Annotated in this window: 17 protein-coding genes, 4 tRNA genes, 3 rRNA genes and 1 riboswitch; of the genes, 17 read left to right on the plus strand and 7 right to left on the minus strand. The window is 57.4% G+C overall.

All coding sequences use genetic code 11. The annotated features are described in order from the left end of the window. Positions 1 to 99 precede the first annotated feature (99 nt). The 4 genes from argC (at position 100) to argH (ending at position 4,587) form a co-directional block, all read left to right on the plus strand. Positions 100 to 1,104 carry an N-acetyl-gamma-glutamyl-phosphate reductase gene (gene argC, locus ACMGF7_RS08530; protein WP_273890426.1) on the plus strand — a complete coding sequence of 335 codons (1,005 nt, stop codon included), beginning with the start codon at positions 100 to 102 and terminating at the stop codon, positions 1,102 to 1,104. A 20-nt stretch (positions 1,105 to 1,124) separates the two neighbouring features. After that, a complete protein-coding gene (argB, locus tag ACMGF7_RS08535; RefSeq protein ID WP_015379408.1) occupies positions 1,125 to 1,898 on the plus strand; it encodes an acetylglutamate kinase in 774 nt (257 codons plus the stop codon). A gap of 25 nt (positions 1,899 to 1,923) precedes the next feature. After that, a complete protein-coding gene (locus ACMGF7_RS08540; RefSeq protein WP_019452247.1) occupies positions 1,924 to 3,144 on the plus strand; it encodes an argininosuccinate synthase in 1,221 nt (406 codons plus the stop codon). 69 nt (positions 3,145 to 3,213) lie between these two features. Then, complete coding sequence (gene argH / locus ACMGF7_RS08545) at positions 3,214 to 4,587, plus strand: argininosuccinate lyase (protein ID WP_015379406.1); 1,374 nt, start codon at positions 3,214 to 3,216, stop codon at positions 4,585 to 4,587. 36 nt (positions 4,588 to 4,623) lie between these two features. On the opposite strand, the gene ACMGF7_RS08550 is transcribed toward argH, so the two are convergent. The 3 genes from ACMGF7_RS08550 to ACMGF7_RS08560 form a co-directional block, all read right to left on the minus strand. Next, the gene (locus ACMGF7_RS08550; RefSeq protein WP_420286417.1) at positions 4,624 to 4,950 is read right to left on the minus strand and encodes a type II toxin-antitoxin system HicB family antitoxin; all 327 of its coding nucleotides are present in this window, start codon (positions 4,948 to 4,950) and stop codon (positions 4,624 to 4,626) included. A gap of 182 nt (positions 4,951 to 5,132) precedes the next feature. After that, positions 5,133 to 6,581 carry a dihydrolipoyl dehydrogenase gene (locus ACMGF7_RS08555; protein WP_197764044.1) on the minus strand — a complete coding sequence of 483 codons (1,449 nt, stop codon included), beginning with the start codon at positions 6,579 to 6,581 and terminating at the stop codon, positions 5,133 to 5,135. 71 nt (positions 6,582 to 6,652) lie between these two features. Continuing rightward, complete coding sequence (locus ACMGF7_RS08560; RefSeq protein WP_015379403.1) at positions 6,653 to 7,384, minus strand: glutathione peroxidase; 732 nt, start codon at positions 7,382 to 7,384, stop codon at positions 6,653 to 6,655. Positions 7,385 to 7,535: 151 nt separating this feature from the next. On the opposite strand from ACMGF7_RS08560, the gene oxyR reads away from it, so the two are divergent. Then, the gene (gene oxyR / locus ACMGF7_RS08565) at positions 7,536 to 8,453 is read left to right on the plus strand and encodes a DNA-binding transcriptional regulator OxyR (RefSeq protein WP_004931048.1); all 918 of its coding nucleotides are present in this window, start codon (positions 7,536 to 7,538) and stop codon (positions 8,451 to 8,453) included. Here the strand turns inward: oxyR and sthA are convergent. Beyond that, positions 8,436 to 9,833 carry a Si-specific NAD(P)(+) transhydrogenase gene (gene sthA, locus ACMGF7_RS08570; RefSeq protein WP_004931047.1) on the minus strand — a complete coding sequence of 466 codons (1,398 nt, stop codon included), beginning with the start codon at positions 9,831 to 9,833 and terminating at the stop codon, positions 8,436 to 8,438. The genes oxyR and sthA overlap by 18 nt on opposite strands. A 218-nt stretch (positions 9,834 to 10,051) precedes the next feature. On the opposite strand from sthA, the gene fabR reads away from it, so the two are divergent. After that, a complete protein-coding gene (fabR, locus tag ACMGF7_RS08575; protein WP_004931044.1) occupies positions 10,052 to 10,684 on the plus strand; it encodes an HTH-type transcriptional repressor FabR in 633 nt (210 codons plus the stop codon). 15 nt (positions 10,685 to 10,699) lie between these two features. Next, positions 10,700 to 11,071 (plus strand): YijD family membrane protein, encoded by a 372-nt coding sequence (locus ACMGF7_RS08580; protein ID WP_004931042.1) that lies wholly within the window; start codon positions 10,700 to 10,702, stop codon positions 11,069 to 11,071. A gap of 34 nt (positions 11,072 to 11,105) precedes the next feature. Here the strand turns inward: ACMGF7_RS08580 and trmA are convergent, their stop codons facing one another. Continuing rightward, complete coding sequence (gene trmA, locus ACMGF7_RS08585; protein ID WP_049299579.1) at positions 11,106 to 12,209, minus strand: tRNA (uridine(54)-C5)-methyltransferase TrmA; 1,104 nt, start codon at positions 12,207 to 12,209, stop codon at positions 11,106 to 11,108. Positions 12,210 to 12,331: 122 nt separating this feature from the next. Then, positions 12,332 to 12,545, plus strand: a riboswitch (cobalamin riboswitch). 68 nt (positions 12,546 to 12,613) lie between these two features. On the opposite strand from trmA, the gene btuB reads away from it, so the two are divergent. The 9 genes from btuB (at position 12,614) to ACMGF7_RS08630 (ending at position 21,101) form a co-directional block, all read left to right on the plus strand. Further along, positions 12,614 to 14,485, plus strand: coding sequence for a TonB-dependent vitamin B12 receptor BtuB (gene btuB / locus ACMGF7_RS08590; RefSeq protein ID WP_197764043.1), 1,872 nt, complete (start codon positions 12,614 to 12,616; stop codon positions 14,483 to 14,485). After that, the gene (murI, locus tag ACMGF7_RS08595) at positions 14,430 to 15,293 is read left to right on the plus strand and encodes a glutamate racemase (RefSeq protein ID WP_015379399.1); all 864 of its coding nucleotides are present in this window, start codon (positions 14,430 to 14,432) and stop codon (positions 15,291 to 15,293) included. Before btuB ends, murI begins: the two co-directional genes overlap by 56 nt. Before the next feature lie 374 nt (positions 15,294 to 15,667). Next, positions 15,668 to 17,209: ribosomal RNA gene (locus tag ACMGF7_RS08600) — 16S ribosomal RNA — on the plus strand. Positions 17,210 to 17,283: 74 nt separating this feature from the next. Further along, positions 17,284 to 17,360 (plus strand) — tRNA-Ile (locus ACMGF7_RS08605). A 39-nt stretch (positions 17,361 to 17,399) separates the two neighbouring features. Further along, positions 17,400 to 17,475, plus strand: a tRNA-Ala gene (locus tag ACMGF7_RS08610). Positions 17,476 to 17,682: 207 nt separating this feature from the next. Next, positions 17,683 to 20,589: ribosomal RNA gene (locus ACMGF7_RS08615) — 23S ribosomal RNA — on the plus strand. Positions 20,590 to 20,687: 98 nt separating this feature from the next. Continuing rightward, positions 20,688 to 20,803: ribosomal RNA gene (rrf, locus tag ACMGF7_RS08620) — 5S ribosomal RNA — on the plus strand. The 16S, 23S and 5S rRNA genes sit together here with 4 tRNA genes alongside, the layout of an rRNA operon. A 94-nt stretch (positions 20,804 to 20,897) precedes the next feature. Next, a tRNA-Asp gene (locus tag ACMGF7_RS08625) sits at positions 20,898 to 20,974 on the plus strand. A 51-nt stretch (positions 20,975 to 21,025) separates the two neighbouring features. After that, positions 21,026 to 21,101 (plus strand) — tRNA-Trp (locus ACMGF7_RS08630). 269 nt (positions 21,102 to 21,370) lie between these two features. Here the strand turns inward: ACMGF7_RS08630 and hdfR are convergent. Beyond that, positions 21,371 to 22,198: an HTH-type transcriptional regulator HdfR gene (gene hdfR, locus ACMGF7_RS08635; protein ID WP_164096009.1), complete on the minus strand. Its 828-nt coding sequence runs from the start codon at positions 22,196 to 22,198 to the stop codon at positions 21,371 to 21,373. 119 nt (positions 22,199 to 22,317) lie between these two features. Here hdfR and ACMGF7_RS08640 point away from each other — a divergent pair, with 119 nt between their 5' ends. Further along, a complete protein-coding gene (locus tag ACMGF7_RS08640) occupies positions 22,318 to 22,656 on the plus strand; it encodes a DUF413 domain-containing protein (RefSeq protein ID WP_004929946.1) in 339 nt (112 codons plus the stop codon). 27 nt (positions 22,657 to 22,683) lie between these two features. Here ACMGF7_RS08640 and ACMGF7_RS08645 read toward each other — a convergent pair whose 3' ends face one another. Continuing rightward, positions 22,684 to 24,207 carry a YifB family Mg chelatase-like AAA ATPase gene (locus ACMGF7_RS08645; protein ID WP_164096010.1) on the minus strand — a complete coding sequence of 508 codons (1,524 nt, stop codon included), beginning with the start codon at positions 24,205 to 24,207 and terminating at the stop codon, positions 22,684 to 22,686. Positions 24,208 to 24,349: the final 142 nt, after the last annotated feature.

A 24,349-nucleotide genomic window follows, 5' to 3' on the forward strand; every position in this document is an offset into this window, starting at 1 on the left:
CAACGCCTGGCTCCGTGGGTGAACGGCGCAACAACGCTGGCTAGCCCTGTTACCTGGGTCGCAAGCGACCGCACGTCAGTTTAGAAGGTGAAAGGCCACATGTTGAATACGCTGATCGTTGGTGCCAGCGGTTACGCCGGAGCGGAGCTCACGGCTTACCTGAATCGCCACCCACACATGAACATAACCGCTTTAGCGGTTTCAGCGCAAAGTGCAGATGCAGGAAAGTTGCTTTCCGATCTCCATCCCCAGTTGAAAGGCATCGTCGATCTGCCGCTGCAGCCGTTGACCGATGTCGCCAAGGCGGCGCAGGGCATCGACGTGGTGTTCCTCGCCACCGCTCATGAAGTCAGCCACGATATCGCACCGGCCTTCCTGGCGGCAGGCTGCGTGGTGTTCGATCTGTCCGGCGCCTTCCGCGTGCAGGACGCCGGTTTTTATACCCAGTACTACGGTTTCGAGCATCAGCATGGCGCCCTGCTGGAGCAGGCGGTGTACGGCCTGGCGGAGTGGCAGAGCGACAAGATCAAACAGGCGCAGCTGATCGCGGTGCCGGGCTGCTACCCGACGGCGGCGCAGCTGGCGCTGAAACCGTTGATCGAAAAGCAACTGCTGAACCTCGACCAGTGGCCGGTGATCAACGCCACCAGCGGCGTCAGCGGCGCCGGGCGCAAGGCCAGCATGACCACCAGTTTCTGCGAAGTGAGCCTGCAGCCGTACGGTATTTTCACTCACCGGCACCAGCCGGAGATCGCCGCGCACCTGGGCGTGCCGGTCATCTTTACGCCGCACCTGGGCAATTTCCCGCGCGGCATTCTTGAAACCATCACCTGCCGCCTGAAAGCCGGCGTAACCGCGCAGGACGTGGCCGCCGCCTATCATGCCGCCTATGACGACAAGCCGCTGGTGCGGCTGTACGACCAGGGCGTGCCGGCGCTGAAAGCGGTGGTGGGGCTGCCGTTCTGCGACATCGGTTTTGCGGTGCAGGGCGAGCATCTGATCGCCGTGGCGGCGGAAGATAACCTGCTGAAAGGCGCGGCGGCGCAGGCGGTGCAATGCCTGAATATCCGTTTCGGCTTCCCGGAAACCCAATCACTCTTTTAAACCAGCGTGAGTAAACAGCAATGAACCCGTTAATTATCAAGTTAGGTGGCGTGTTATTAGACAGTGAAGAAGCGCTGGAGCGTCTGTTTACCGCGTTGGACAGCTATCGGCAGCAGCATCAGCGTCCGCTGGTGATCGTGCACGGCGGCGGCTGCGTGGTGGACGAGCTGATGAAGCAGCTCGCTTTACCTGTGGTGAAAAAGAACGGCCTGCGCGTCACGCCGGCCGATCAGATCGACATCATCACCGGCGCGCTGGCCGGCACCGCCAACAAAACGCTGCTGGCGTGGGCGATTAAGCATCAAATCAACGCCGTTGGCCTGAGCCTGGCGGACGGCGGCAGCGCAGTCGTGACCCAACTCGATCCGGCATTGGGCCACGTCGGCAACGCGCAGCCCGGCTCGCCCGCGCTGCTCAATACCCTGCTGGGCGCCGGCTACCTGCCGGTTATCAGCTCCATCGGCATCACCGCCGAAGGGCAGTTAATGAACGTGAACGCCGATCAGGCGGCGACGGCGCTGGCGGCGACGCTGGGGGCGGATCTGATCCTGCTGTCGGACGTCAGCGGCATCCTCGACGGCAAGGGCCAACGCATTGCGGAAATGACGGCGCAAAAAGCGGAACAACTGATCGCGCAAGGCATCATCACCGATGGTATGGTGGTGAAGGTGAATGCGGCGCTCGACGCCGCCCGCACCCTCGGCCGCCCGGTGGATATCGCCAGCTGGCGCCATGCCGATCAGCTTCCTGCTTTGTTTAACGGCGTGTCGATTGGCACCCGGATCCTCGCTTAATTTTAGAATTAGAAAGGAATAGATCATGCAAAACCAAGGCATCAAAAAAATCGTTCTGGCGTACTCCGGCGGCCTGGATACCTCGGCCATCATTCCATGGCTGAAAGAGAACTACGGCGGCTGTGAAGTGGTGGCGTTCGTGGCGGACATCGGCCAGGAGCGCAGCGATCTGGAAGGCGTGGAGCAAAAAGCCCTGCAGTCCGGTGCCTCTGAATGTCACGTGGTCGATCTGCGTGAAGAATTTATCCGCGATTACGTTTATCCGGTGCTGCAGACCGGCGCCCTGTACGAAGGCAGCTACCTGCTGGGCACCTCAATGGCGCGGCCGATCATCGCCAAGGCGCAGGTCGAGTTGGCGTTGAAAGTGGGCGCGGACGCGCTGTGCCACGGCGCAACCGGCAAAGGCAACGATCAGGTGCGTTTCGAAACCACTTACACCGCGCTGGCGCCGCAGCTGAAAGTGGTAGCGCCGTGGCGCGAGTGGAACCTGCGTTCCCGTGAAGCGCTGCTGGATTACCTGAAAGAGCGCAATATCCCGACCACCGCATCGCTGGAGAAAATCTACAGCCGCGATGAGAACGCCTGGCACATCTCCACCGAAGGCGGCGTGCTGGAAAGCCCGTGGAACGCGCCAAATAAGGATTGCTGGGTATGGACCGTCGATCCGCAGGAAGCGCCGGACCAGCCTGAGCAGGTGACCGTCACCGTCGAGAAAGGCCGCGTCGTGGCGGTTAACGGTAAAGCGCTGTCGCCGTACCAGTGCCTGGAAACCCTGAACGCGCTGGGCGCCAAGCACGGCGTCGGCCGGATCGACATCGTGGAAAACCGTCTGGTGGGCATCAAATCCCGCGGCTGCTATGAGACCCCGGGGGGCACCATCATGGTGGCGGCGCTGCGCGCCGTCGAGCAGCTGGTGCTGGACCGCGACAGCTTCAAATGGCGCGAGCAGCTGGGCCTGGAGATGTCCTATGTGGTGTACGACGGCCGTTGGTTCGCGCCGCTGCGCCGCTCGCTGCAGGCTTCTGCCGAAGCATTGGCTGAAGAGGTGAACGGCGAAGTGGTGCTGCAGCTGTACAAAGGCCAGGTGACGGCGACCCAGAAAAAATCCGCCAACAGCCTGTACTCCGAAGAGTTCGCCACCTTCGGCGAAGACGAAGTTTACGATCACAGCCACGCGGGCGGCTTTATCCGCCTGTTCTCTCTGTCTTCACGCATCCGCGCGTTGAACGAGAAAAAGAATAAATAACCGATTGGCGTGACTCTGCAAGGGCGCAGCATGCTGCGCCCTTTCGCATAAAAATTCAGGAGTAAAGGTATGGCACTTTGGGGCGGACGGTTCACTCAGGCGGCGGATCAGCGGTTCAAGCAACTCAACGATTCGCTGCGGTTCGATTATCGCCTGGCGGAGCAAGATATCGTGGGCTCGGTGGCCTGGTCGAAGGCGCTGGTGACCGTTAACGTGTTGACGGCAACGGAGCAACAGCAGCTGGAGCAGGCGCTGAATGCCTTGCTGACGGAAGTCCAGGCCGATCCTTTGGCGATCGTCCAAAGCGATGCCGAAGACATCCACAGCTGGGTGGAGCAGAAGCTGATCGAGAAGGTCGGCGATTTGGGCAAGAAGCTGCACACCGGCCGCAGCCGCAACGATCAGGTCGCGACCGATCTGAAGCTGTGGTGCAAACAGCAGATAGGCGATCTGCATCAGGCGATCGTCCAGCTGCAGCAGGCGCTGGTGGAGACCGCCGAAGCTAACCAGGATGCGGTGATGCCGGGGTATACCCACCTGCAACGCGCGCAGCCGGTGACTTTCGCGCACTGGTGCCTGGCCTATGTCGAGATGCTGGCGCGCGATGAAAGCCGCCTGCAGGATACCCTGAAACGGCTGGACGTCAGCCCGCTGGGCAGCGGCGCGCTGGCCGGCACTGCTTATCCTATCGATCGCGAGCAACTGGCCGGCTGGCTGGGCTTCGCCTCGGCGACCCGCAACAGCCTGGACAGCGTATCCGATCGCGATCACGTGTTGGAACTGCTGTCCAACGCCGCCATCAGCATGGTGCACCTGTCGCGCTTCGCCGAAGATCTGATCTTCTTCAACAGCGGCGAGGCGGCGTTTGTCGAGCTGTCCGATCGCGTGACCTCCGGCTCTTCGTTGATGCCGCAGAAGAAAAACCCGGACGCGCTGGAGCTGATCCGCGGCAAGTGCGGCCGCGTACAGGGCGCGCTGACCGGCATGATGATGACGCTGAAAGGCCTGCCGCTGGCGTACAACAAAGACATGCAGGAAGACAAAGAAGGGTTGTTCGACGCGCTCGACACCTGGATGGACTGCCTGCAGATGGCGGCGCTGGTGCTGGACGGCATTCAGGTGAAGCGCCCGCGCTGCCAGGAAGCGGCGGAGCAGGGCTATGCCAACGCCACCGAGCTGGCGGATTACCTGGTCGCCAAGGGCGTGCCATTCCGCGAAGCGCACCATATCGTCGGTGAGGCAGTGGTAGAAGCGATTCGCCAGGGCAAACCGCTGGAAGCGCTGCCGCTGGCGGATTTGCAGCAGTTCAGCGCGACGATCGCTGACGATGTCTACCCGATCCTGGCGTTGCAATCCTGCCTGGACAAACGTGCGGCCAAAGGCGGCGTCGCGCCGCAGCAGGTGGCCGCGGCAATCGCCGCAGCGAAACAGCGTTTGGCTTGACGACGACAAGGGCGGCCTGGCGCCGCCCTTGAACCTCTACCCCGCCAGGCGGGCGCACAGATAACGGTTCAGGCTCACGCCTTCCTCCATCGCGCCAATCGCCAGCCGGCGATGCTGTTCCGGCGTCATGCGCAACACCAGTTTTCCGCTGAAGTTCTTTTCCGCCAGCGCCTGCGGCGGCGTTTCGCCTTGCGCCAGCATATCGGCGATCGTTTCGCTCACGACTTTCTCGATACCCTCCAATGCGCCGGTACGCGTGGCGGCCAGCCAGGAAAGCGAGGGGAATTCGGCGCACAGCCCGACATATTCACGATCTTTCGCTGACCAGGTGATGCGATAGGTATAGTGTTCATGCTTTTCCATGCTCTTCCTCCATTCTGGTTCCGTCCTCCATTTTAGTGTCGTTATTGATATCACTTCAATGCCAAAGCATAAAAAATGCGTGCAGGAGGGCCGTGAGGCAAGAGGAGGGAGGCAAATGTGGAAAGTGCTGCGCAAAAAAACCGGGCCTGAAGGCCCGGTGGGTATGAATGGAGAATGAGGGGTTATTCGCCCGGGCAGCGCTGGCAGCGCTCGATTTCGGCCGCGCCGAGTTTGAGCTTCGCCTGCAGGTCGCGCAGCGCGGTGCGCAAGCCTTCTTCGATCACCGGATGATAGAACGGCATGTCCAGCATCTGATCGACGGTCATCTGCTGCTGGTGCGCCCAGGCCAACAGGTGCGCAATGTGTTCGGCGTCCGGGCCGATCATTTCCGCACCGAGGAAACGGCCGGTGCCCTGTTCGCCGTAAACGTGCAGAACGCCCTTGTTGCGCAGCATCACCCGAGAGCGGCCCTGATTCTCAAACGAGACCTTGCCCACTTCAAAACAGCCGCAGGCGCTGAACTTCTCGCTCAGCTCGCGGAAGGTCGAGCCGACCATGGCGATCTGCGGATCGGAGAACACCACCGAAATCGCGCTGCGGCGCAGACCCGGATTGATCTCCGGGAAACTGCCGGCGTTGGCGCCGGCGATACGCGCCTGATCGCTGGCTTCATGCAGCAGCGGCAGCTGATTGCTGGCGTCGCCGGCGATGAAGATATGCGGCACGCTGGTTTGCATCGTCAGGCGGTCGGCTAGCGGCACGCCTCGGGCGTCGAGCTGCAGGCCGGTGTTCTCGAGGCCCAGTCGATCGACGTTGGGGCGGCGGCCGGTGGCGGCCAGCACGTAGTCCACCAGGATCTCCTGCGGTTGGCCCTGCAGATCCTGATAGCGGATAAATACTTTATCGCCCTCGCGCTGCATCATCTCTACCTTCACGTCGGCGTCGAGATAGAACTCGTCCCCCAGCGCTTTGGCGGCGTAGTCGCGCACGGCGCTGTCGGTGAGCGGCCCGACGGCGCCGCCGATGCCAAAGACCTTGGTGTCGACGCCGAGGCGGTGCAGCGCTTGCCCCAGTTCCAGCCCGATGACGCCGGGGCCGAATACCGCTACGGACTGCGGCAAATCATCCCAGTTGAACAGATCGTCGTTGACGATCAGGCGATCGCCCAGCTCGTTCCACGGCGCCGGCCAGCTGGGGCGGGAGCCGGTGGCGATCACGATGCGCTGCGCCACAATGCGCGTATGGTCATCGACCTGCAGCGTGTTGTCGTCGATAAAGCGGGCATAGCCCTGAATTTTGTCGCCGGCCGGGATCTCGTCCACACCTTCCAGCACGAAGCCGACGAAACGATCGCGTTCGCGTTTGACGCGCGCCATCACCTCGCGCCCGTCGATGCGCGTTTTGCCGGTTGGGTGCACGCCAAAGCCCGGTGCACGTTCGATTTGATGCACCGCTTCGGCGGCGGCGATCAATAATTTGGATGGCATGCAGCCAACGCGCGCACAGGTGGTGCCATAAGGCCCACCTTCGATCATCACCACGCTGGGGGTAGACAGTTTGGCCGCTCGGTAGGCGCCGAGCCCTGCGGTGCCGCCGCCGATGACCGCGACATCAACGTTCAACAGTTTCATATCCGCTCCTGAAAGGTAAAAAAAGGCGGGCCGTAGCCCGCCAAAGTTCACGTTGGCTTTGTTATTGCTTATTAAGCTGACAGGAAGGTTTCCAGATCGTCGCTGCCGCCGATGTGACGGCCGCCGATGAATACCTGCGGCACCGTGGCGCGGCCGCTGACGGCGCGCAGGCTGACGGTGGTGGCGTCTTTGCCCAGCACGATCTCTTCATACTGAATGCCGCGCTCTTGCAGCATCTGCTTGGCTTTGGCGCAGAATGGGCAGCCCGGTTTGGTGAACAGGGAGACCGATTCCTGCACTTTGAATTCCGGCGCCAGGTATTTCAGCATGGTATCGGCGTCGGACACTTCAAACGGGTCGCCCGGCTTGTTTGGTTCGACAAACATTTTCTCGACCACGCCGTTGCGCACCAGCATCGAGTAGCGCCAAGAGCGTGGACCAAAGCCCAGATCCGCTTTCTCGACCAGCATGTTCATGCCTTTGGTGAATTCACCGTTGCCGTCCGGCACGAAGGTGATGTTTTCCGCATGTTGGTCGGCTTTCCAGGCGTTCATCACGAAGGTGTCGTTCACCGAGACGCACAGAATGCTGTCGACGCCGTGTTGTTTGAATACGCTGGACAGCTCGTTGTAACGCGGCAGATGGCTTGAAGAGCAGGTCGGCGTAAACGCGCCCGGCAGCGAGAACACGATAACGGTTTTGTTTTTGAACAGGTCATCAGTGGTCACATCAATCCATTGGTCGCCCTGACGGGTGTGGAAAGTAACCTGAGGAACTTTCTTGCCTTCTTGACTGGTAAACATTGATTAACCCCTTAATTAGGAAAAGTAATTTTTAGCATTTAGCGCGATATCGCTTCGTTGGGACACATTATTGTCGCTGGGGCTTGATAGATCTAATCGCTCATTGCTATCTTATCTATCGCCATGAGCTATCATGGATTGGAGGGAAACAATGAACATTCGTGATTTAGAGTATCTGGTCGCCTTGGCTGAGCACCGGCACTTCCGCCGTGCGGCCGATTCATGCCATGTGAGCCAGCCCACGCTGAGCGGGCAGATCCGCAAGCTGGAAGACGAGTTGGGCGTCATGCTGCTCGAGCGCACCAGCCGCAAGGTGCTGTTCACCCAGGCGGGTCTGTTGCTGGTGGAGCAGGCGCGTACCGTGCTGCGCGAAGTGAAAGTGTTGAAGGAGATGGCCAGCCAGCAGGGCGAAGCCATGTCCGGGCCGCTGCACATCGGCCTGATCCCGACCGTGGGGCCTTATCTGCTGCCGCAGATCATCCCGACGCTGCACAAAACCTTCCCGAAACTGGAAATGTACCTGCACGAAGCGCAAACCCACCAACTGCTGGCGCAACTCGACAGCGGCAAACTGGACTGCGCCATTCTGGCGTTGGTGAAGGAAACCGAGGCGTTTATCGAAGTGCCTCTGTTCGATGAACCGATGAAGCTGGCGGTGTATTCCGATCACCCGTGGGCGCAGCGCGAGCGCGTGGCGATGCCGGATTTAGCGGGAGAGAAGCTGCTGATGCTGGAAGATGGCCACTGCCTGCGCGATCAGGCGATGGGTTTCTGCTTCCAGGCGGGCGCGGACGAAGATACTCACTTCCGCGCCACCAGTCTGGAAACGTTGCGCAATATGGTCGCTGCCGGCAGCGGCATTACCCTGCTGCCGTCACTGGCGGTGCCGCCGCAGCGCGAACGCGACGGCGTGTGCTATCTGGATTGCTACAAGCCGGAACCGAAGCGCACCATCGCGTTGGTGTATCGCCCCGGTTCCCCACTGCGCAGCCGTTATGAGCAGTTGGCCGAAGCGATCCGCGAGCACATGCAGGGCTACATCGACAGCACGTTAAAACAGGCGGTTTAAGCCGTTAAGCGCCGCCACCCGGTAGGCTTCGGCCATGGTCGGATAGTTGAAGGTCGTATTAACGAAATACTCGATGGTATTGCCTTCACCTTTCTGTTCCATGATCGCCTGACCGATGTGGATGATCTCCGCCGCACGCTCGCCGAAGCAGTGGATCCCGAGGATCTGCAGGGTGTCGCGATGGAACAGTATCTTCAGGCTGCCGACGTTCATCCCGGCGATCTGCGCGCGTGCCAAATGCTTGAACTGGGCGCGGCCCACTTCATACGGCACTTTCATCGCGGTCAGTTCCTGCTCGGTTTTGCCGACGGAGCTGATTTCCGGAATGGTGTAGATGCCGGTCGGGATATCTTCGATTAGGTGGCCGCTGGCTTCGCCGGAAGCGATCGCCTGTGCCGCGATGCGGCCCTGATCATAGGCGGCGGAAGCCAGGCTCGGATAGCCGATCACGTCACCGACCGCATAAATGTGCGACAGCGCGGTTTGATACATGCTGTTCACTTTCAGCAGCCCGCGGCTGTCCGACTCCAGACCAACGTTCTCCAACCCCAACGAATCGGTGTTGCCGGTACGGCCGTTGGCGTACAGCAGGCAGTCCGCTTTCACCTTCTTGCCGGACTTCAGGTGCACGATCACGCCGTCTTCGGTGCCTTCGATCTTCTCGAATTCTTCGTTGTGGCGGATCACCACGCCGTTGTTCCAGAAGTGGTAAGAGAGCGAATCCGACATCTCTTGATCGAGGAACGCCAGCAGGCGATCGCGGGTGTTGATCAGATCCACCTTGACGTTCAGGCCGCGGAAGATAGACGCATACTCGCAGCCGATCACCCCGGCGCCGTAAATGATCACGTGGCGCGGCTCATGGCTCAGTTCGAGGATGGAATCGCTGTCGTAGATGCGCGGGTGATTGAAATCGACGCTGGCCGGATGGTAAGGACGCGAGCCGCAGGCGATCACGATGTGATCGGCGCGGATGGTGTCCTGGGTGCCGTCCATGTAGCTGACGCTGACGGTGTTGGCGTCGATGAAGCGCGCGTCGCCGGCGAACAGCTTGCACTGGTTCCGCTCATAGAACCCTTGGCGCATGCGGGTCTGCTGGCTGATGACGTTATCGGCGTGGCGTAAAATGTCAGGGAAGGTCGCGCTAAGCGTGCGCGAATTGTTGTAAAGCGGGTTCTGGTTGAATTCGATAATGCGGCTGACGGCGTGGCGGAGGGCTTTGGAAGGGATGGTGCCCCAATGGGTACATCCGCCGCCTACGTTGTTGTACCGTTCGATAACGGCCACACGGGCGCCCTGTTTCACCAGCCCCATGGCGGCACCTTCACCACCAGGGCCCGAGCCAATCACTATGGCATCAAATTGATAGTGCTGTTGCATGTAGGAGAGACCTGTTTTTTTATACAAGATTACAACGGTATCTTAACATCATAGCGCTGCTCACCCAATCACCATTAGGCTTTTTGAGTCAAAGCACAATCGGCTCAGGGCGGAAGTGTGATAGAGCGCGTTAGTATAAATGCTGTTGCAATAAAATTTGCTATATTGCCGAGTCTAGGGCGTTAGACTGAGAGAATGGAACCTATCCGGATATGCATATGGGCGTCAGAGCACAACAAAAAGAACGGACTCGTCGTTCCCTGATCGAAGCCGCATTCAGCCAGCTGAGCGCCGAACGCAGCTTCGCCAGCCTGAGCCTGCGGGAAGTTTCACGCGAGGCGGGCATCGCGCCCACGTCGTTTTACCGCCATTTCCGCGACGTGGATGAGCTGGGGCTGACCATGGTGGATGAAAGCGGCCTGATGCTGCGTCAGTTGATGCGCCAGGCGCGCCAACGCATCGCCAAGGGCGGCAGCGTGATCCGCACCTCGGTGTCCACCTTTATGGAATTTATCGGCAACAACCCGAACGCCTTCCGCCTGCTGCTGCGCGAGCGCTCCGGCACGTCGGCGGCATTTCGTGCGGCGGTGGCGCGCGAGATCCAGCATTTCATCGCCGAACTGGCGGACTACCTCGAGTTGGAAAACCACATGCCGCGCAGCTTTACCGAAGCGCAGGCGGAAGCGATGGTCACCATCGTGTTCAGCGCCGGCGCGGAAGCGCTGGATATCGACGTCGAGCAGCGGCAGCAGCTGGAAGAACGGCTGGTGCTGCAGCTGCGGATGATCTCCAAAGGGGCGTATTACTGGTATCGTCGCGAACAAGAAAAAGCTTCTGTGTCCCACGTATAAAAAAGGTAAAAAATGATGGAAAAACCAGGCCGTGAAAATGGCACCTTACTGCTGGCGTTGATTGCCGGCCTTTCGATCAACGGTTCCTTTGCCGCGCTGTTCAGCTCGGTGGTGCCGTTTTCGATCTTCCCGCTGATCGCGTTGGTGCTGGCGGTGTACTGTCTGCATCAGCGTTACCTGAACCGCGCCATGCCGGACGGCATGCCGAAGCTGGCGGCGGCCTGCTTCCTGTTGGGGCTGCTGATGTACAGCGCCATCGTGCGCGCCGAATACCCGCAGATCGGCTCCAACTTCCTGCCGTCGGTGATCTGTGTGGCGCTGGTGCTGTGGATCGGGGTCAAGCTGAAGGCGCGCAAGGCGCTGGATGCGCCGACTCAAGAGCCGTAATGAAACGGGGCGCCATCATGGCGCCCCTGTCGTATCAGCGGTGTTTTTCCAGCAACACGCCGCATTCCATGTGATGGGTATACGGGAACTGGTCGAACAGCGCCAGGCGGCTGACCCGGTGCGTGGCCTGCAGCGTTTCCAGGTTGGCGCACAGCGTTTCCGGATTGCATGAAATATACAGAATGCGCGGGTAAGCCTGCACCATCTTCACCGTTTCCGCGTCCAGCCCGCTGCGCGGCGGATCGACGAAAATCGTCTCGCAGTTGTAGCCGCTCAGATCGATGCCTTTCAACCGGTTGAATTCGCGTACTCCGTTCATCGCCTGAGTGAAGTCTTCTGCCGCCATGCGGATGATTTGCACATTGTCGATATGGTTGGCGGCGATGTTGTACTGCGCCGCCGCCACCGACGGCTTGGCGATCTCGGTCGCCAGCACGCGCTCGAAATTGCGCGCCAACGCCAGCGAGAAGTTGCCGTTGCCGCAGTACAGCTCCAGTAAATCGCCTTTGGAACCGGCGGTGACCGCCAGCGCCCATTCCAGCATCTGTACGTTCATGGCCGCGTTGGGTTGAGTAAAGCTGTTTTCCACCTGGCGATAGATCATATCGCGGCCGGCGACCGTCAGCACTTCGTCAACATAATCCTGGTCGAGCATGATTTTGGTCTTCGACGCCCGGCCGATCAACTGCAGGTCGAAACCCTGCGCGCGCAGCTCGTCGCGCAGTTGCTCGGCGCGCTGCTGCCAAGCTTCATCCAGCTTGCGGTGGTACAGCAGCGAGGCGATGATTTTACCGCTTTGCGTCGACAGATAATCGATCTGGAACAGCTTGTGACGCAGGATCGGCTCCGGTTTCAGCGCGGCGATCAGGGCGCTCATCAGGCGGTTGATCAGTTCGCTGGCGGCCGGGAATTGATCGACGCGAATACGCTGCTTGGTCTGCTGATCGAACATGATGTGGTACATGTCGTCCGCGTCGTGCCAGATGCGGAACTCGGCGCGCATGCGGTAGTGGTCGACTGGCGAGCGGAACACTTCCGGCTCGGGCGCCGCGAACGGTGACATCAACGTCTTCAGGCGGGCGACTTTCTCCGCCAGTTGGTCATCGTAACGTTCAATAGGCAAATTCTCGGGCGTCATGCGTTTCTTCTCGTCAGGCAAATTTGATCAGCGGGGATTGTAGGGAATCAGCCCGTGAAGTCCAGTTTTGTCGCGTTTATTATTTGTAACATTAATGGCAGTCTAGACATCTATTTGCATTGATCGTAGCATTGCCGTCCGGCCTCAAGCAGCGAGTGAAAAGGGAATCCGGTGTGAATCCGGAGCTGACGCGCAGCGGTAAGGGGAAGTCACGGCGATAGCGTTTCGACGCAGACACTGTCCACTGCAGGATGGGAAGTCATCGCCCGTTGCCGGTCGCGCCCCGCGGCCCGCAAATCCCAAGCCCGAAGACCTGCCGGTGTTACGTCGCAATGTCCGTGGCCGTCGCGAACTACCGGCCATGATCCTGCGGCATCCGCCAATTAAGTTTGGATGCTTTTCTCATGACAATTACAAAAAATACGCTGCTGGCGGTGGTCTCTTCCGTCACGGCTTTTTCTGGATGGGCGCAAGACAACACCACAGCCACGAATGGTGATAACCTGGTGGTTACCGCCAACCGTTTCCCGCAGCCGGTTTCTTCCGTGCTGGCGCCGACCACCATCGTCACCCGTAACGATATCGATCGCTGGCAGGCCAAGAGCCTGACCGACGTGATGCGCCGTTTGCCGGGCGTGGACGTTGGCCAAAACGGCGGGTTGGGGCAAAAGAGCTCGCTGTTTATTCGCGGCACCAACTCCAGCCACGTGCTGGTGCTAATTGACGGCATTCGCCTTAATCAGGCGGGCGTCAGCGGCTCTTCTGACCTTAGCCAAATCCCGATTTCGTTGGTGCAGAAAGTCGAATACATCCGCGGCCCGCGCTCGGCGGTATACGGTTCCGACGCCATCGGCGGCGTAGTCAACATCATTACCACCCGCGAAAAGAACGGCACGACGCTGGCTGCCGGCGTCGGCTCCAACGGCTATCAATCCTATGACGCGTCGACTCAACAGCCGCTGGGCGACAGCACCGTGGCGACGGTGGCGGGTGACTACACCTACACCAAAGGGTATGACGTGGTGGCCTACGGCAGCACCGGCATGCAAAGCCAACAGGATCGCGATGGCTTTATGAGTAAGTTGCTGTATGGTGCGCTTGAGCACCAGTTCAGCGAGTCGGTCAGCGGTTTTGTGCGCGGGTATGGTTACGACAACCGCACGGCGTATGATAGTTATTATTCCTCACCGACCAGCTCTCTGCTGGATACGCGCAAACTGTATAGCCAAACCTGGGATACCGGATTGCGCTATAAAGAAGGCATTTACGCAACACAAGTGATTGGCAGCTACAGCCATAGCAAGGATTACGATTACGATCCTCGCCTCGGCATGCATGACAGCTCGGCCAGCCTGGTGGATTCCGAACAGTACAACCTGCAGTGGGGCAATACGCTGCAGGTTGGACAGGGTACCGTAAGCTCTGGCGTCGACTGGCAGCAACAGAAAATCAAACCGGATTCCACCACCGTGAAGGGTGAAAAAAGCCAACGTGATGCAGGCATTTATCTGACCGCGCAGCAACTGGTTGGCCCGGTAACGCTGGAAGGTGCGGTTCGAGGTGACGATCATTCCGAGTTTGGCTGGCATGGCACCTGGCAAACCAGCGCGGCCTGGGAGTTCGTCGAGGGATACCGTTTTATCGCGTCGTATGGCACGGCGTTCAAAGCACCGAATATGAGCCAGCTATACGGCAACTTCGGTAACAACACCGATCTGAAACCGGAAGAAAGCAAGCAGTGGGAAGGTGGCTTTGAAGGGCTGACCGGCCCGGTGACCTGGCGCATCTCCGGTTATCGCAACGACATCGACAATTTGATCGATTCCACGGGGGAAACCAACTACGTCTATTACAACGTGGGTAAGGCGACCATCAAAGGGATTGAAGCTACGGCCTCGTTTGATACCGGCCCATTGACGCATCAGATTGGTTATGACTATGTCGATCCTCGCAACGCCAAGACCAATGAAGTGCTGCTGCGGCGCGCCAAGCAGCAGGTGAAATATGAGCTGGACTGGCAGCTGTATGACTTTGACTGGGCGGTGACTTATCAATATCTGGGTCAACGTTATGACAAGGATTACAGTACCTATCCGGAACAAAGCGTTAAACTTGGCGGCGTGAGTCTGTGGGATCTCGCAGTTTCGTATCCGGTCACATCTCATCTGACAGTTCGTGGTAGAATTGCCAACCTGTTTGATAAAGATTATGAGACGGCCTATGGCTACGCTACTCCAGGAAGAGAATACTACCTCACTGGAAGCTATACCTTCTAACAGCACCGCCACACCTCGCCCGACGGTGCTGGTTTTTGATTCCGGCGTCGGCGGGCTGTCGGTGTATCAGGAGATTCGGCAGTTGCTGCCGGATCTCCACTATATATACGCGTTCGACAACGTGGCGTTCCCCTACGGCGAGAAGTCCGAAGAGTTTATCGTTGGGCGCGTGCTGGAGATTGTCGGCGCGGTGCAGCAGCGTCATCCTCTGGCGATTGTCGTCATCGCCTGCAACACCGCCAGCACGGTCTCCTTGCCGGCCCTGCGCGAGCGTTTCAGTTTCCCGGTCGTGGGCGTGGTCCCCGCCATCAAACCGGCGGCTCGTCTTACCGTCAACGGCATTGTCGGCCTGTTGGCGACCCGCGGCACCGTACAGCGCAGCTATACCCATGAGCTGATTTCCCGGTTCGCCACCGATTGCAAGATTGAGTTGCTGGGCTCTTCTGAACTGGTGGAGCTGGCGGAAGCCAAGCTGCATGGCGAAGCCGTGCCGCTGCCGGTGCTGAAGAAGATCCTGCATCCGTGGCTGAGCATGCGCGAGCCGCCGGATACGGTCGTGCTGGGCTGCACCCATTTTCCTCTGTTAGCTGAAGAGCTGATGCAGGTGTTGCCGGAAGGCACCCGATTGGTGGATTCCGGCGCGGCGATTGCCCGCCGCACCGCCTGGCTCATCTCTACGCAGGAAAGCCTGGTCTCGAGCCAGGAAGAGAATCTGGCGTATTGCATGGCGTTAAATGAAGATACTGACGCTTTATTGCCCGTTTTGCAGGGCTACGGCTTTAAATCGTTGAAAAAACTGCCGCTTTAACGGTGTTTTGGTTAAACATTCAACGGTCGGAAAAAATATTGAAAATAGGGGTTGCGGCTCGCCGAGAACTCCCTATAATGCGCCTCCACTGACCGGGAACAACGACTGACAAGCCGCCGGGTCAGCGAGAAGAAAGCGAAATAAACGCTTGACTCTCCGGGCGAAAAGCGTAGTATACGCAGCCCGCGCCGATGAAGTTTCTCGGCACTGCTCTTTAACAATTTATCAGACAATCTGTGTGGGCACTCCACAAGACGATATCCAGCATCTTCGGATGCAAAAAAATATCAAGTCTTGAAGAGTGACTAACTGAAGTAAAATTCATGCAGTAAATCTTTGAGCATCGCTTCTCGAGTGGAAGCAAATCAAGCTTTTAATTGAAGAGTTTGATCATGGCTCAGATTGAACGCTGGCGGCAGGCTTAACACATGCAAGTCGAGCGGTAGCACAGGGGAGCTTGCTCCCTGGGTGACGAGCGGCGGACGGGTGAGTAATGTCTGGGAAACTGCCTGATGGAGGGGGATAACTACTGGAAACGGTAGCTAATACCGCATAACGTCGCAAGACCAAAGAGGGGGACCTTCGGGCCTCTTGCCATCAGATGTGCCCAGATGGGATTAGCTAGTAGGTGGGGTAATGGCTCACCTAGGCGACGATCCCTAGCTGGTCTGAGAGGATGACCAGCCACACTGGAACTGAGACACGGTCCAGACTCCTACGGGAGGCAGCAGTGGGGAATATTGCACAATGGGCGCAAGCCTGATGCAGCCATGCCGCGTGTGTGAAGAAGGCCTTCGGGTTGTAAAGCACTTTCAGCGAGGAGGAAGGTGGTGAACTTAATACGTTCATCAATTGACGTTACTCGCAGAAGAAGCACCGGCTAACTCCGTGCCAGCAGCCGCGGTAATACGGAGGGTGCAAGCGTTAATCGGAATTACTGGGCGTAAAGCGCACGCAGGCGGTTTGTTAAGTCAGATGTGAAATCCCCGGGCTCAACCTGGGAACTGCATTTGAAACTGGCAAGCTAGAGTCTCGTAGAGGGGGGTAGAATTCCAGGTGTAGCGGTGAAATGCGTAGAGATCTGGAGGAATACCGGTGGCGAAGGCGGCCCCCTGGACGAAGACTGACGCTCAGGTGCGAAAGCGTGGGGAGCAAACAGGATTAGATACCCTGGTAGTCCACGCTGTAAACGATGTCGATTTGGAGGTTGTGCCCTTGAGGCGTGGCTTCCGGAGCTAACGCGTTAAATCGACCGCCTGGGGAGTACGGCCGCAAGGTTAAAACTCAAATGAATTGACGGGGGCCCGCACAAGCGGTGGAGCATGTGGTTTAATTCGATGCAACGCGAAGAACCTTACCTACTCTTGACATCCAGAGAACTTTCCAGAGATGGATTGGTGCCTTCGGGAACTCTGAGACAGGTGCTGCATGGCTGTCGTCAGCTCGTGTTGTGAAATGTTGGGTTAAGTCCCGCAACGAGCGCAACCCTTATCCTTTGTTGCCAGCGGTTCGGCCGGGAACTCAAAGGAGACTGCCAGTGATAAACTGGAGGAAGGTGGGGATGACGTCAAGTCATCATGGCCCTTACGAGTAGGGCTACACACGTGCTACAATGGCGTATACAAAGAGAAGCGACCTCGCGAGAGCAAGCGGACCTCATAAAGTACGTCGTAGTCCGGATTGGAGTCTGCAACTCGACTCCATGAAGTCGGAATCGCTAGTAATCGTAGATCAGAATGCTACGGTGAATACGTTCCCGGGCCTTGTACACACCGCCCGTCACACCATGGGAGTGGGTTGCAAAAGAAGTAGGTAGCTTAACCTTCGGGAGGGCGCTTACCACTTTGTGATTCATGACTGGGGTGAAGTCGTAACAAGGTAACCGTAGGGGAACCTGCGGTTGGATCACCTCCTTACCTAAAGATATTAGTTCGAGTGGCGTGCTCACACAGATTGTCTGATAGAAAGTAACGAGCAGAAATACCTTTATAGGCTTGTAGCTCAGGTGGTTAGAGCGCACCCCTGATAAGGGTGAGGTCGGTGGTTCAAGTCCACTCAGGCCTACCACTTCTCATGAAGTGGAAAAGGTACTGCGCGTGACTGTATGGGGCTATAGCTCAGCTGGGAGAGCGCCTGCCTTGCACGCAGGAGGTCAGCGGTTCGATCCCGCTTAGCTCCACCATATAGTCCGGTATTTCAATACTTCAGAGTATATTGGCGACAGTATGCTGCGAAGTATTTTGCTCTTTAACAATCTGGAACAAGCTGAAAATTGAAACATGACGGCTGAAATTTATCCCTCCGTAGAAGTACTGGGATAAAGAGTAACCTGTCATAGAGTCTCTCAAATGTTTGCAGCGCGAACGATGGAAACATCTTCGGGTTGTGAGGTTAAGTGACTAAGCGTACACGGTGGATGCCTAGGCAGTCAGAGGCGATGAAGGGCGTGCTAATCTGCGAAAAGCGTCGGTAAGGTGATATGAACCGTTATAACCGGCGATACCCGAATGGGGAAACCCAGTGTGTTTCGACACACTATCATGTCATGAATACATAGTGGCATGAGGCGAACCGGGGGAACTGAAACATCTAAGTACCCCGAGGAAAAGAAATCAACCGAGATTCCCCCAGTAGCGGCGAGCGAACGGGGAGGAGCCCAGAACCTGAATCGGCTTGTGTGTTAGTGGAAGCGTCTGGAAAGTCGCGCAGTAAAGGGTGATAGCCCCGTACACTAAAATGCACAGGTCGTGAGTTCGATGAGTAGGGCGGGACACGTGACATCCTGTCTGAATATGGGGGGACCATCCTCCAAGGCTAAATACTCCTGACTGACCGATAGTGAACCAGTACCGTGAGGGAAAGGCGAAAAGAACCCCGGCGAGGGGAGTGAAATAGAACCTGAAACCGTGTACGTACAAGCAGTGGGAGCACCTTCGTGGTGTGACTGCGTACCTTTTGTATAATGGGTCAGCGACTTATATTTTGTAGCAAGGTTAACCGTATAGGGGAGCCGTAGGGAAACCGAGTCTTAACTGGGCGATTAGTTGCAAGGTATAGACCCGAAACCCGGTGATCTAGCCATGGGCAGGTTGAAGGTTGGGTAACACTAACTGGAGGACCGAACCGACTAATGTTGAAAAATTAGCGGATGACTTGTGGCTGGGGGTGAAAGGCCAATCAAACCGGGAGATAGCTGGTTCTCCCCGAAAGCTATTTAGGTAGCGCCTCGTGAACTCATCTTCGGGGGTAGAGCACTGTTTCGGCTAGGGGGCCATCCCGGCTTACCAAACCGATGCAAACTCCGAATACCGAAGAATGTTATCACGGGAGACACACGGCGGGTGCTAACGTCCGTCGTGAAGAGGGAAACAACCCAGACCGCCAGCTAAGGTCCCAAAGTCATGGTTAAGTGGGAAACGATGTGGGAAGGCATAGACAGCCAGGATGTTGGCTTAGAAGCAGCCATCATTTAAAGAAAGCGTAATAGCTCACTGGTCGAGTCGGCCTGCGCGGAAGATGTAACGGGGCTAAACCATGCACCGAAGCTGCGGCAGCGACGCTTAGCGTTGTTGGGTAGGGGAGCGTTCTGTAAGCCGTTGAAGGTGGCCTGTGAGGGTTGCTGGAGGTATCAGAAGTGCGAATGCTGACATAAGTAACGATAAAGCGGGTGAAAAGCCCGCTCGCCGGAAGACCAAGGGTTCCTGTCCAACGTTAATCGGGGCAGGGTGAGTCGACCCCTAAGGCGAGGCTGAAAAGCGTAGTCGATGGGAAACAGGTTAATATTCCTGTACTTGGTGTTACTGCGAAGGGGGGACGGAGAAGGCTAGGCTAGCCGGGCGACGGTTGTCCCGGTTTAAGCGTGTAGGGGGTGTGACCTGGTAAATCCGGTTGCATACTAACCCTGAGGCGTGATGACGATGCACTACGGTGCAGAAGTAGTTGATGCCCTGCTTCCAGGAAAATCCTCTAAGCTCCAGGTAACATTAAATCGTACCCCAAACCGACACAGGTGGTCAGGTAGAGAATACCAAGGCGCTTGAGAGAACTCGGGTGAAGGAACTAGGCAAAATGGTGCCGTAACTTCGGGAGAAGGCACGCTGGCATGTAGGTGAAGTCCCTTGCGGATGGAGCTGAAGCCAGTCGAAGATACCAGCTGGCTGCAACTGTTTAATAAAAACACAGCACTGTGCAAACACGAAAGTGGACGTATACGGTGTGACGCCTGCCCGGTGCTGGAAGGTTAATTGATGGGGTCAGCCGCAAGGCGAAGCTCTTGATCGAAGCCCCAGTAAACGGCGGCCGTAACTATAACGGTCCTAAGGTAGCGAAATTCCTTGTCGGGTAAGTTCCGACCTGCACGAATGGCGTAATGATGGCCAGGCTGTCTCCACCCGAGACTCAGTGAAATTGAACTCGCTGTGAAGATGCAGTGTACCCGCGGCAAGACGGAAAGACCCCGTGAACCTTTACTATAGCTTGACACTGAACATTGAGCCTTGATGTGTAGGATAGGTGGGAGGCTTTGAAGCGTGGACGCCAGTCTGCGTGGAGCCATCCTTGAAATACCACCCTTTAATGTTTGATGTTCTAACTCGGCCCCGTGATCCGGGGTGAGGACAGTGTCTGGTGGGTAGTTTGACTGGGGCGGTCTCCTCCCAAAGAGTAACGGAGGAGCACGAAGGTTAGCTAATCACGGTCGGACATCGTGAGGTTAGTGCAAAGGCATAAGCTAGCTTGACTGCGAGAGTGACGGCTCGAGCAGGTACGAAAGTAGGTCTTAGTGATCCGGTGGTTCTGAATGGAAGGGCCATCGCTCAACGGATAAAAGGTACTCCGGGGATAACAGGCTGATACCGCCCAAGAGTTCATATCGACGGCGGTGTTTGGCACCTCGATGTCGGCTCATCACATCCTGGGGCTGAAGTAGGTCCCAAGGGTATGGCTGTTCGCCATTTAAAGTGGTACGCGAGCTGGGTTTAGAACGTCGTGAGACAGTTCGGTCCCTATCTGCCGTGGGCGTTGGAAGATTGAGAGGGGTTGCTCCTAGTACGAGAGGACCGGAGTGAACGCACCACTGGTGTTCGGGTTGTCATGCCAATGGCATTGCCCGGTAGCTAAGTGCGGAAAAGATAAGCGCTGAAAGCATCTAAGCGCGAAACTTGCCTCAAGATGAGTCTTCCCTGGGCCTTTAAGGCCCCTGAAGGAACGTTTAAGACTAAGACGTTGATAGGCTGGGTGTGTAAGTGCAGCGATGCATTGAGCTAACCAGTACTAATGATCCGTGAGGCTTAACCTTACAACACCGAAGGTGTTTTTAGAGAGATTTTCAGCAAAGTTCCGAGATTGGTTCTGATGGCGACACGAGAGTGAAGCGGTTGGAATGAAACGAATTTGCCTGGCGGCAATAGCGCGGTGGTCCCACCTGACCCCATGCCGAACTCAGAAGTGAAACGCCGTAGCGCCGATGGTAGTGTGGGGTCTCCCCATGCGAGAGTAGGACACTGCCAGGCATCAAATAAACGTTATCAGTGTGACGACTGGTAATGCGCAAGTCGCAGAGCGCGATATTGCCGGTATCGAAAGATACAACGTAAAAGAATCGGTGGAGCGGTAGTTCAGTTGGTTAGAATACCTGCCTGTCACGCAGGGGGTCGCGGGTTCGAGCCCCGTCCGTTCCGCCACTTATTTAATTATGCCTGCTTTATTAGCAGGCATAATGTTAAGCGAGATTTAGGGGCGTAGCTCAGTTGGTAGAGCACCGGTCTCCAAAACCGGGTGTCGCGAGTTCGAGTCTCTCCGCCCCTGCCATATTAAGAACCCTTTGCGAAAGCAAAGGGTTTTTTTTTACCTATTATCCCTTTCCTTAGCGCGTTATCGTTTTGGAAAAGAGCGCATCGGCTGTTCTATGCTGATGTTTATCTGATCCGAGTTGCTCCATAACCTTTCGATCTTTACCTCCGCAGAGCTCCTGATTCTCCCGCTATTTTGTATTTTCTTCTCTCAGAAGGCGATGGGCGGCTTTTGGCATGATAGACAGCCAAGACCACGGTGGCGGCTTTTAAGGCCGCCATAGCGCTTTAGGCTGCGGTATTTAAAGGTATTTTAAGTAATTGTCGAATCAAAGGCTGTTGATCGCTGTTTTGCAACCAGACGGCATACAGTGGGCGGATAATCGGCGGGATCTCGGTGGCGGCCACCAGCTGTGGGTACTCTTTTTCCCAATGGCTGGGCAGGAAAGCGCATCCGCCCGTGGTTTCCAACAGCTGACGCGTCAGGTGAGCGGAGGTGGTGGTAAGCACCGGTACGTTATCACCTTCCAACATGCGGTTTTCCTGTTGGTGGAAGTCGGCTCCCCATTCCAGCTTGATGTAGGGCATTGGAGCCTGTTTGTCACGGTAAGCGGATGAGAACAGGCGTAATGAGAAATTGCTCAGCTGCTGGCTGGCCAATTCATCCATCTTCGGCGGTTCAGTGGTGATCAGTAAATCGAGCTGCCTTTCATGCAGTTGTTTTACCAAAGAGTGCCTTAATGCCACCCTGGCTTCTAGCTGCAGCGCCTCGTGTTGTTGATAGAGTGCTTGCAACCAGGGAGTCAGATAGGCCTCCCACAACGAAGCGGTAGCGCCGATCGATAACTCGGTGTGTTGCAGCGAACGCACGACTTCCTTCTTCGCCAACTGCCAGGTGTTCATCAGGCTCTCGGCATAGGGCAGAAGCCGCTCGCCGGCAGGCGTCAGGCGGATGTTATTGCGATGACGGGTAAATAAATTTGCGCCCAACTGGTTTTCTAACTGACGGATGCGGAAACTGACCGCGGACTGCGTTAAGTACAAAGATTCTGCGGCTCTGCCAAAGTGACGCGTTCTACTGACCTCCAAAAAGGTTTTCAGTAATTCGGTATCCACACCTATCTCCAAAAAAATTTGTCGTTAAGATTTAAATGTTTTGTTTTACACGCTGTCAAGCCTATCTAATACTCCGCGCCATAAACAGCACGGCCATAAGAGAATTAGGAGCGTGTCAGATGGCGGATAGCTTCACCACGACCAATCGTTTTTTTGATAATAAACATTACCCTCGCGGGTTCTCCCGTCACGGCGATTTCACCATTAAAGAGGCGCAATTGCTAGAGCGCTTCGGCTACGCGTTTAACGAGTTGGACTCGGGCAAACGCCAGCCGGCCACTGAAGAAGAACAGCTGTTCGTCGCAGTGTGCCGCGGTGAGCGCGAAGCGGCTACCGAGCAGGAAAAAGTATGGGCTAAATATCTGGCGCGCACACGTCGCCCGAAGAAATTCCATACTCTGTCCGGCGGTAAACCGCAGGCTGACGCAGTAGAAGATTACAGCGACAGCGAAGACTAAAGACGATGGGGCCTGCGGGCCCCATTTTCATTCCAGACTGCGATGCAGTTGTAACAGCAGACGGTCCATACTGCGATAGCCCAGTGCTTCGCTGAGGTGGTGCCTGTCGAGTTCAGCATCTCCCGCCAAATCCGCCAGCGTGCGCGCCACTTTCAAGATGCGCTGCCAGGCGCGAACCGATAACCCCAGCGTGTTTAATGTTGCTTCCAAAAACTCGGCGTCAGCCGCCTGTAAAACGCAATCTCGTTCCACTTCGCGGTTGCTCAACAACGCGTTGACTTTACCGGCGCGTTCGAGCTGCCGGGCGCGTGCCTGCTGCACCCTTTTCCGTACTTGTTCGCTGCTTTCTCCATGGGTTTTCCGATGACTGAGCGTACCCGGCGGCAACAACGGTACTTCTATAGACAGATCGAAACGGTCGAGAAAAGGCCCTGACAGCCGGGCCAGATAGCGCAACACCTGCTGCGGTGAGGCGCGATTGTGCAATCCCTGATAATGCCCTGTCGGGCTGGGGTTCATTGCCGCGATCAGTTGCACCCTGGCGGGGAAACAGACCTTGGCGTTGGCACGTGAAATCACGATCTCGCCGGATTCCAACGGCTCACGCAGCGCATCCAGTACCTTACGCTCGAATTCCGGCAGTTCATCCAGAAACAGCACGCCGTTATGCGCCATCGAGATCTCACCCGGTCGCGGCAGTGAGCCGCCGCCGACCAATGCCGCCATCGAGGCGCTGTGGTGCGGTGCGCGGAACGGCCTCTGACGCCATGGTAGAGCGGCGGGAATATGATGCTGCAAGCTGGCGACCGCCAGGCTTTCCAGCGCCTCAGTCTCCGTCAGCGGCGGCAGTAAGCCCGTGAGACGGCTGGCCAGCATGGTTTTACCGGTGCCCGGTGGCCCAATCAACAGTAGGTTATGCCCGCCGGCGGCGGCGATCTCTAATGCCCGCTTGGCCTGTTCCTGGCCGATGATGTCGCGCAGGTCGTCGTTTTCGCACGCGCTGTCTGCATCGGGGGGCGTGGCCGCCACCGGCAGTTCGCCTTGGCCGAGCAGAAAAGCGCAGACTTCCAGCAGGTGTTGGGCGGTATGAGAGTGTGACTGCGCGATCAGGCCGACTTCGGCGGCGTTGTCCGTCGACAGGATCAATTGTCGCCCGGCATCAGCCGCCGCCAGCGCCGCCGGGATGGCACCTCTGACCGCGCGCAGTGAGCCGGACAGCGCGAGCTCGCCAAGAAACTCGTAGCGTGCCAACGGTGCGAGGGGTAACTGCTCGGAGGCGGCGAGGATCGCCAGCGCTATCGGCAGATCGTAACGCCCGCCTTCTTTCGGCAGATCGGCAGGGGCCAAATTGACGGTGATGCGCCGGGCGGGAAAGGTGAAACCGTTGTTGATCAGGGCGCTGCGCACCCGATCGCGCGCCTCTTTTACCGTGGTTTCCGGCAGGCCGACCAGCGTCAGGCCGGGCAGGCCATTGCTGATATGCACCTCCACCGTCACGGAAGGGGCCTGAACGCCGATGATGGCGCGGCTATAGATTAACGCCAGTGACATATCGCTCTCCTTGCTGAGGACGACATGATGCGTGATTCATTCTGGCATTGCGCGGCGTTATTGGTGGTTTTTCTAGGGGTTTCGCAGCGTAATTGCTCATTTTCATCGAAGTAAATGAGATTGTGCGAGCCGCCTCGCATCC

Origin of the sequence: Serratia sp. BNK-17 (genome assembly GCF_048684935.1) — a bacterium.
Lineage (GTDB): Bacteria > Pseudomonadota > Gammaproteobacteria > Enterobacterales > Enterobacteriaceae > Serratia > Serratia nematodiphila.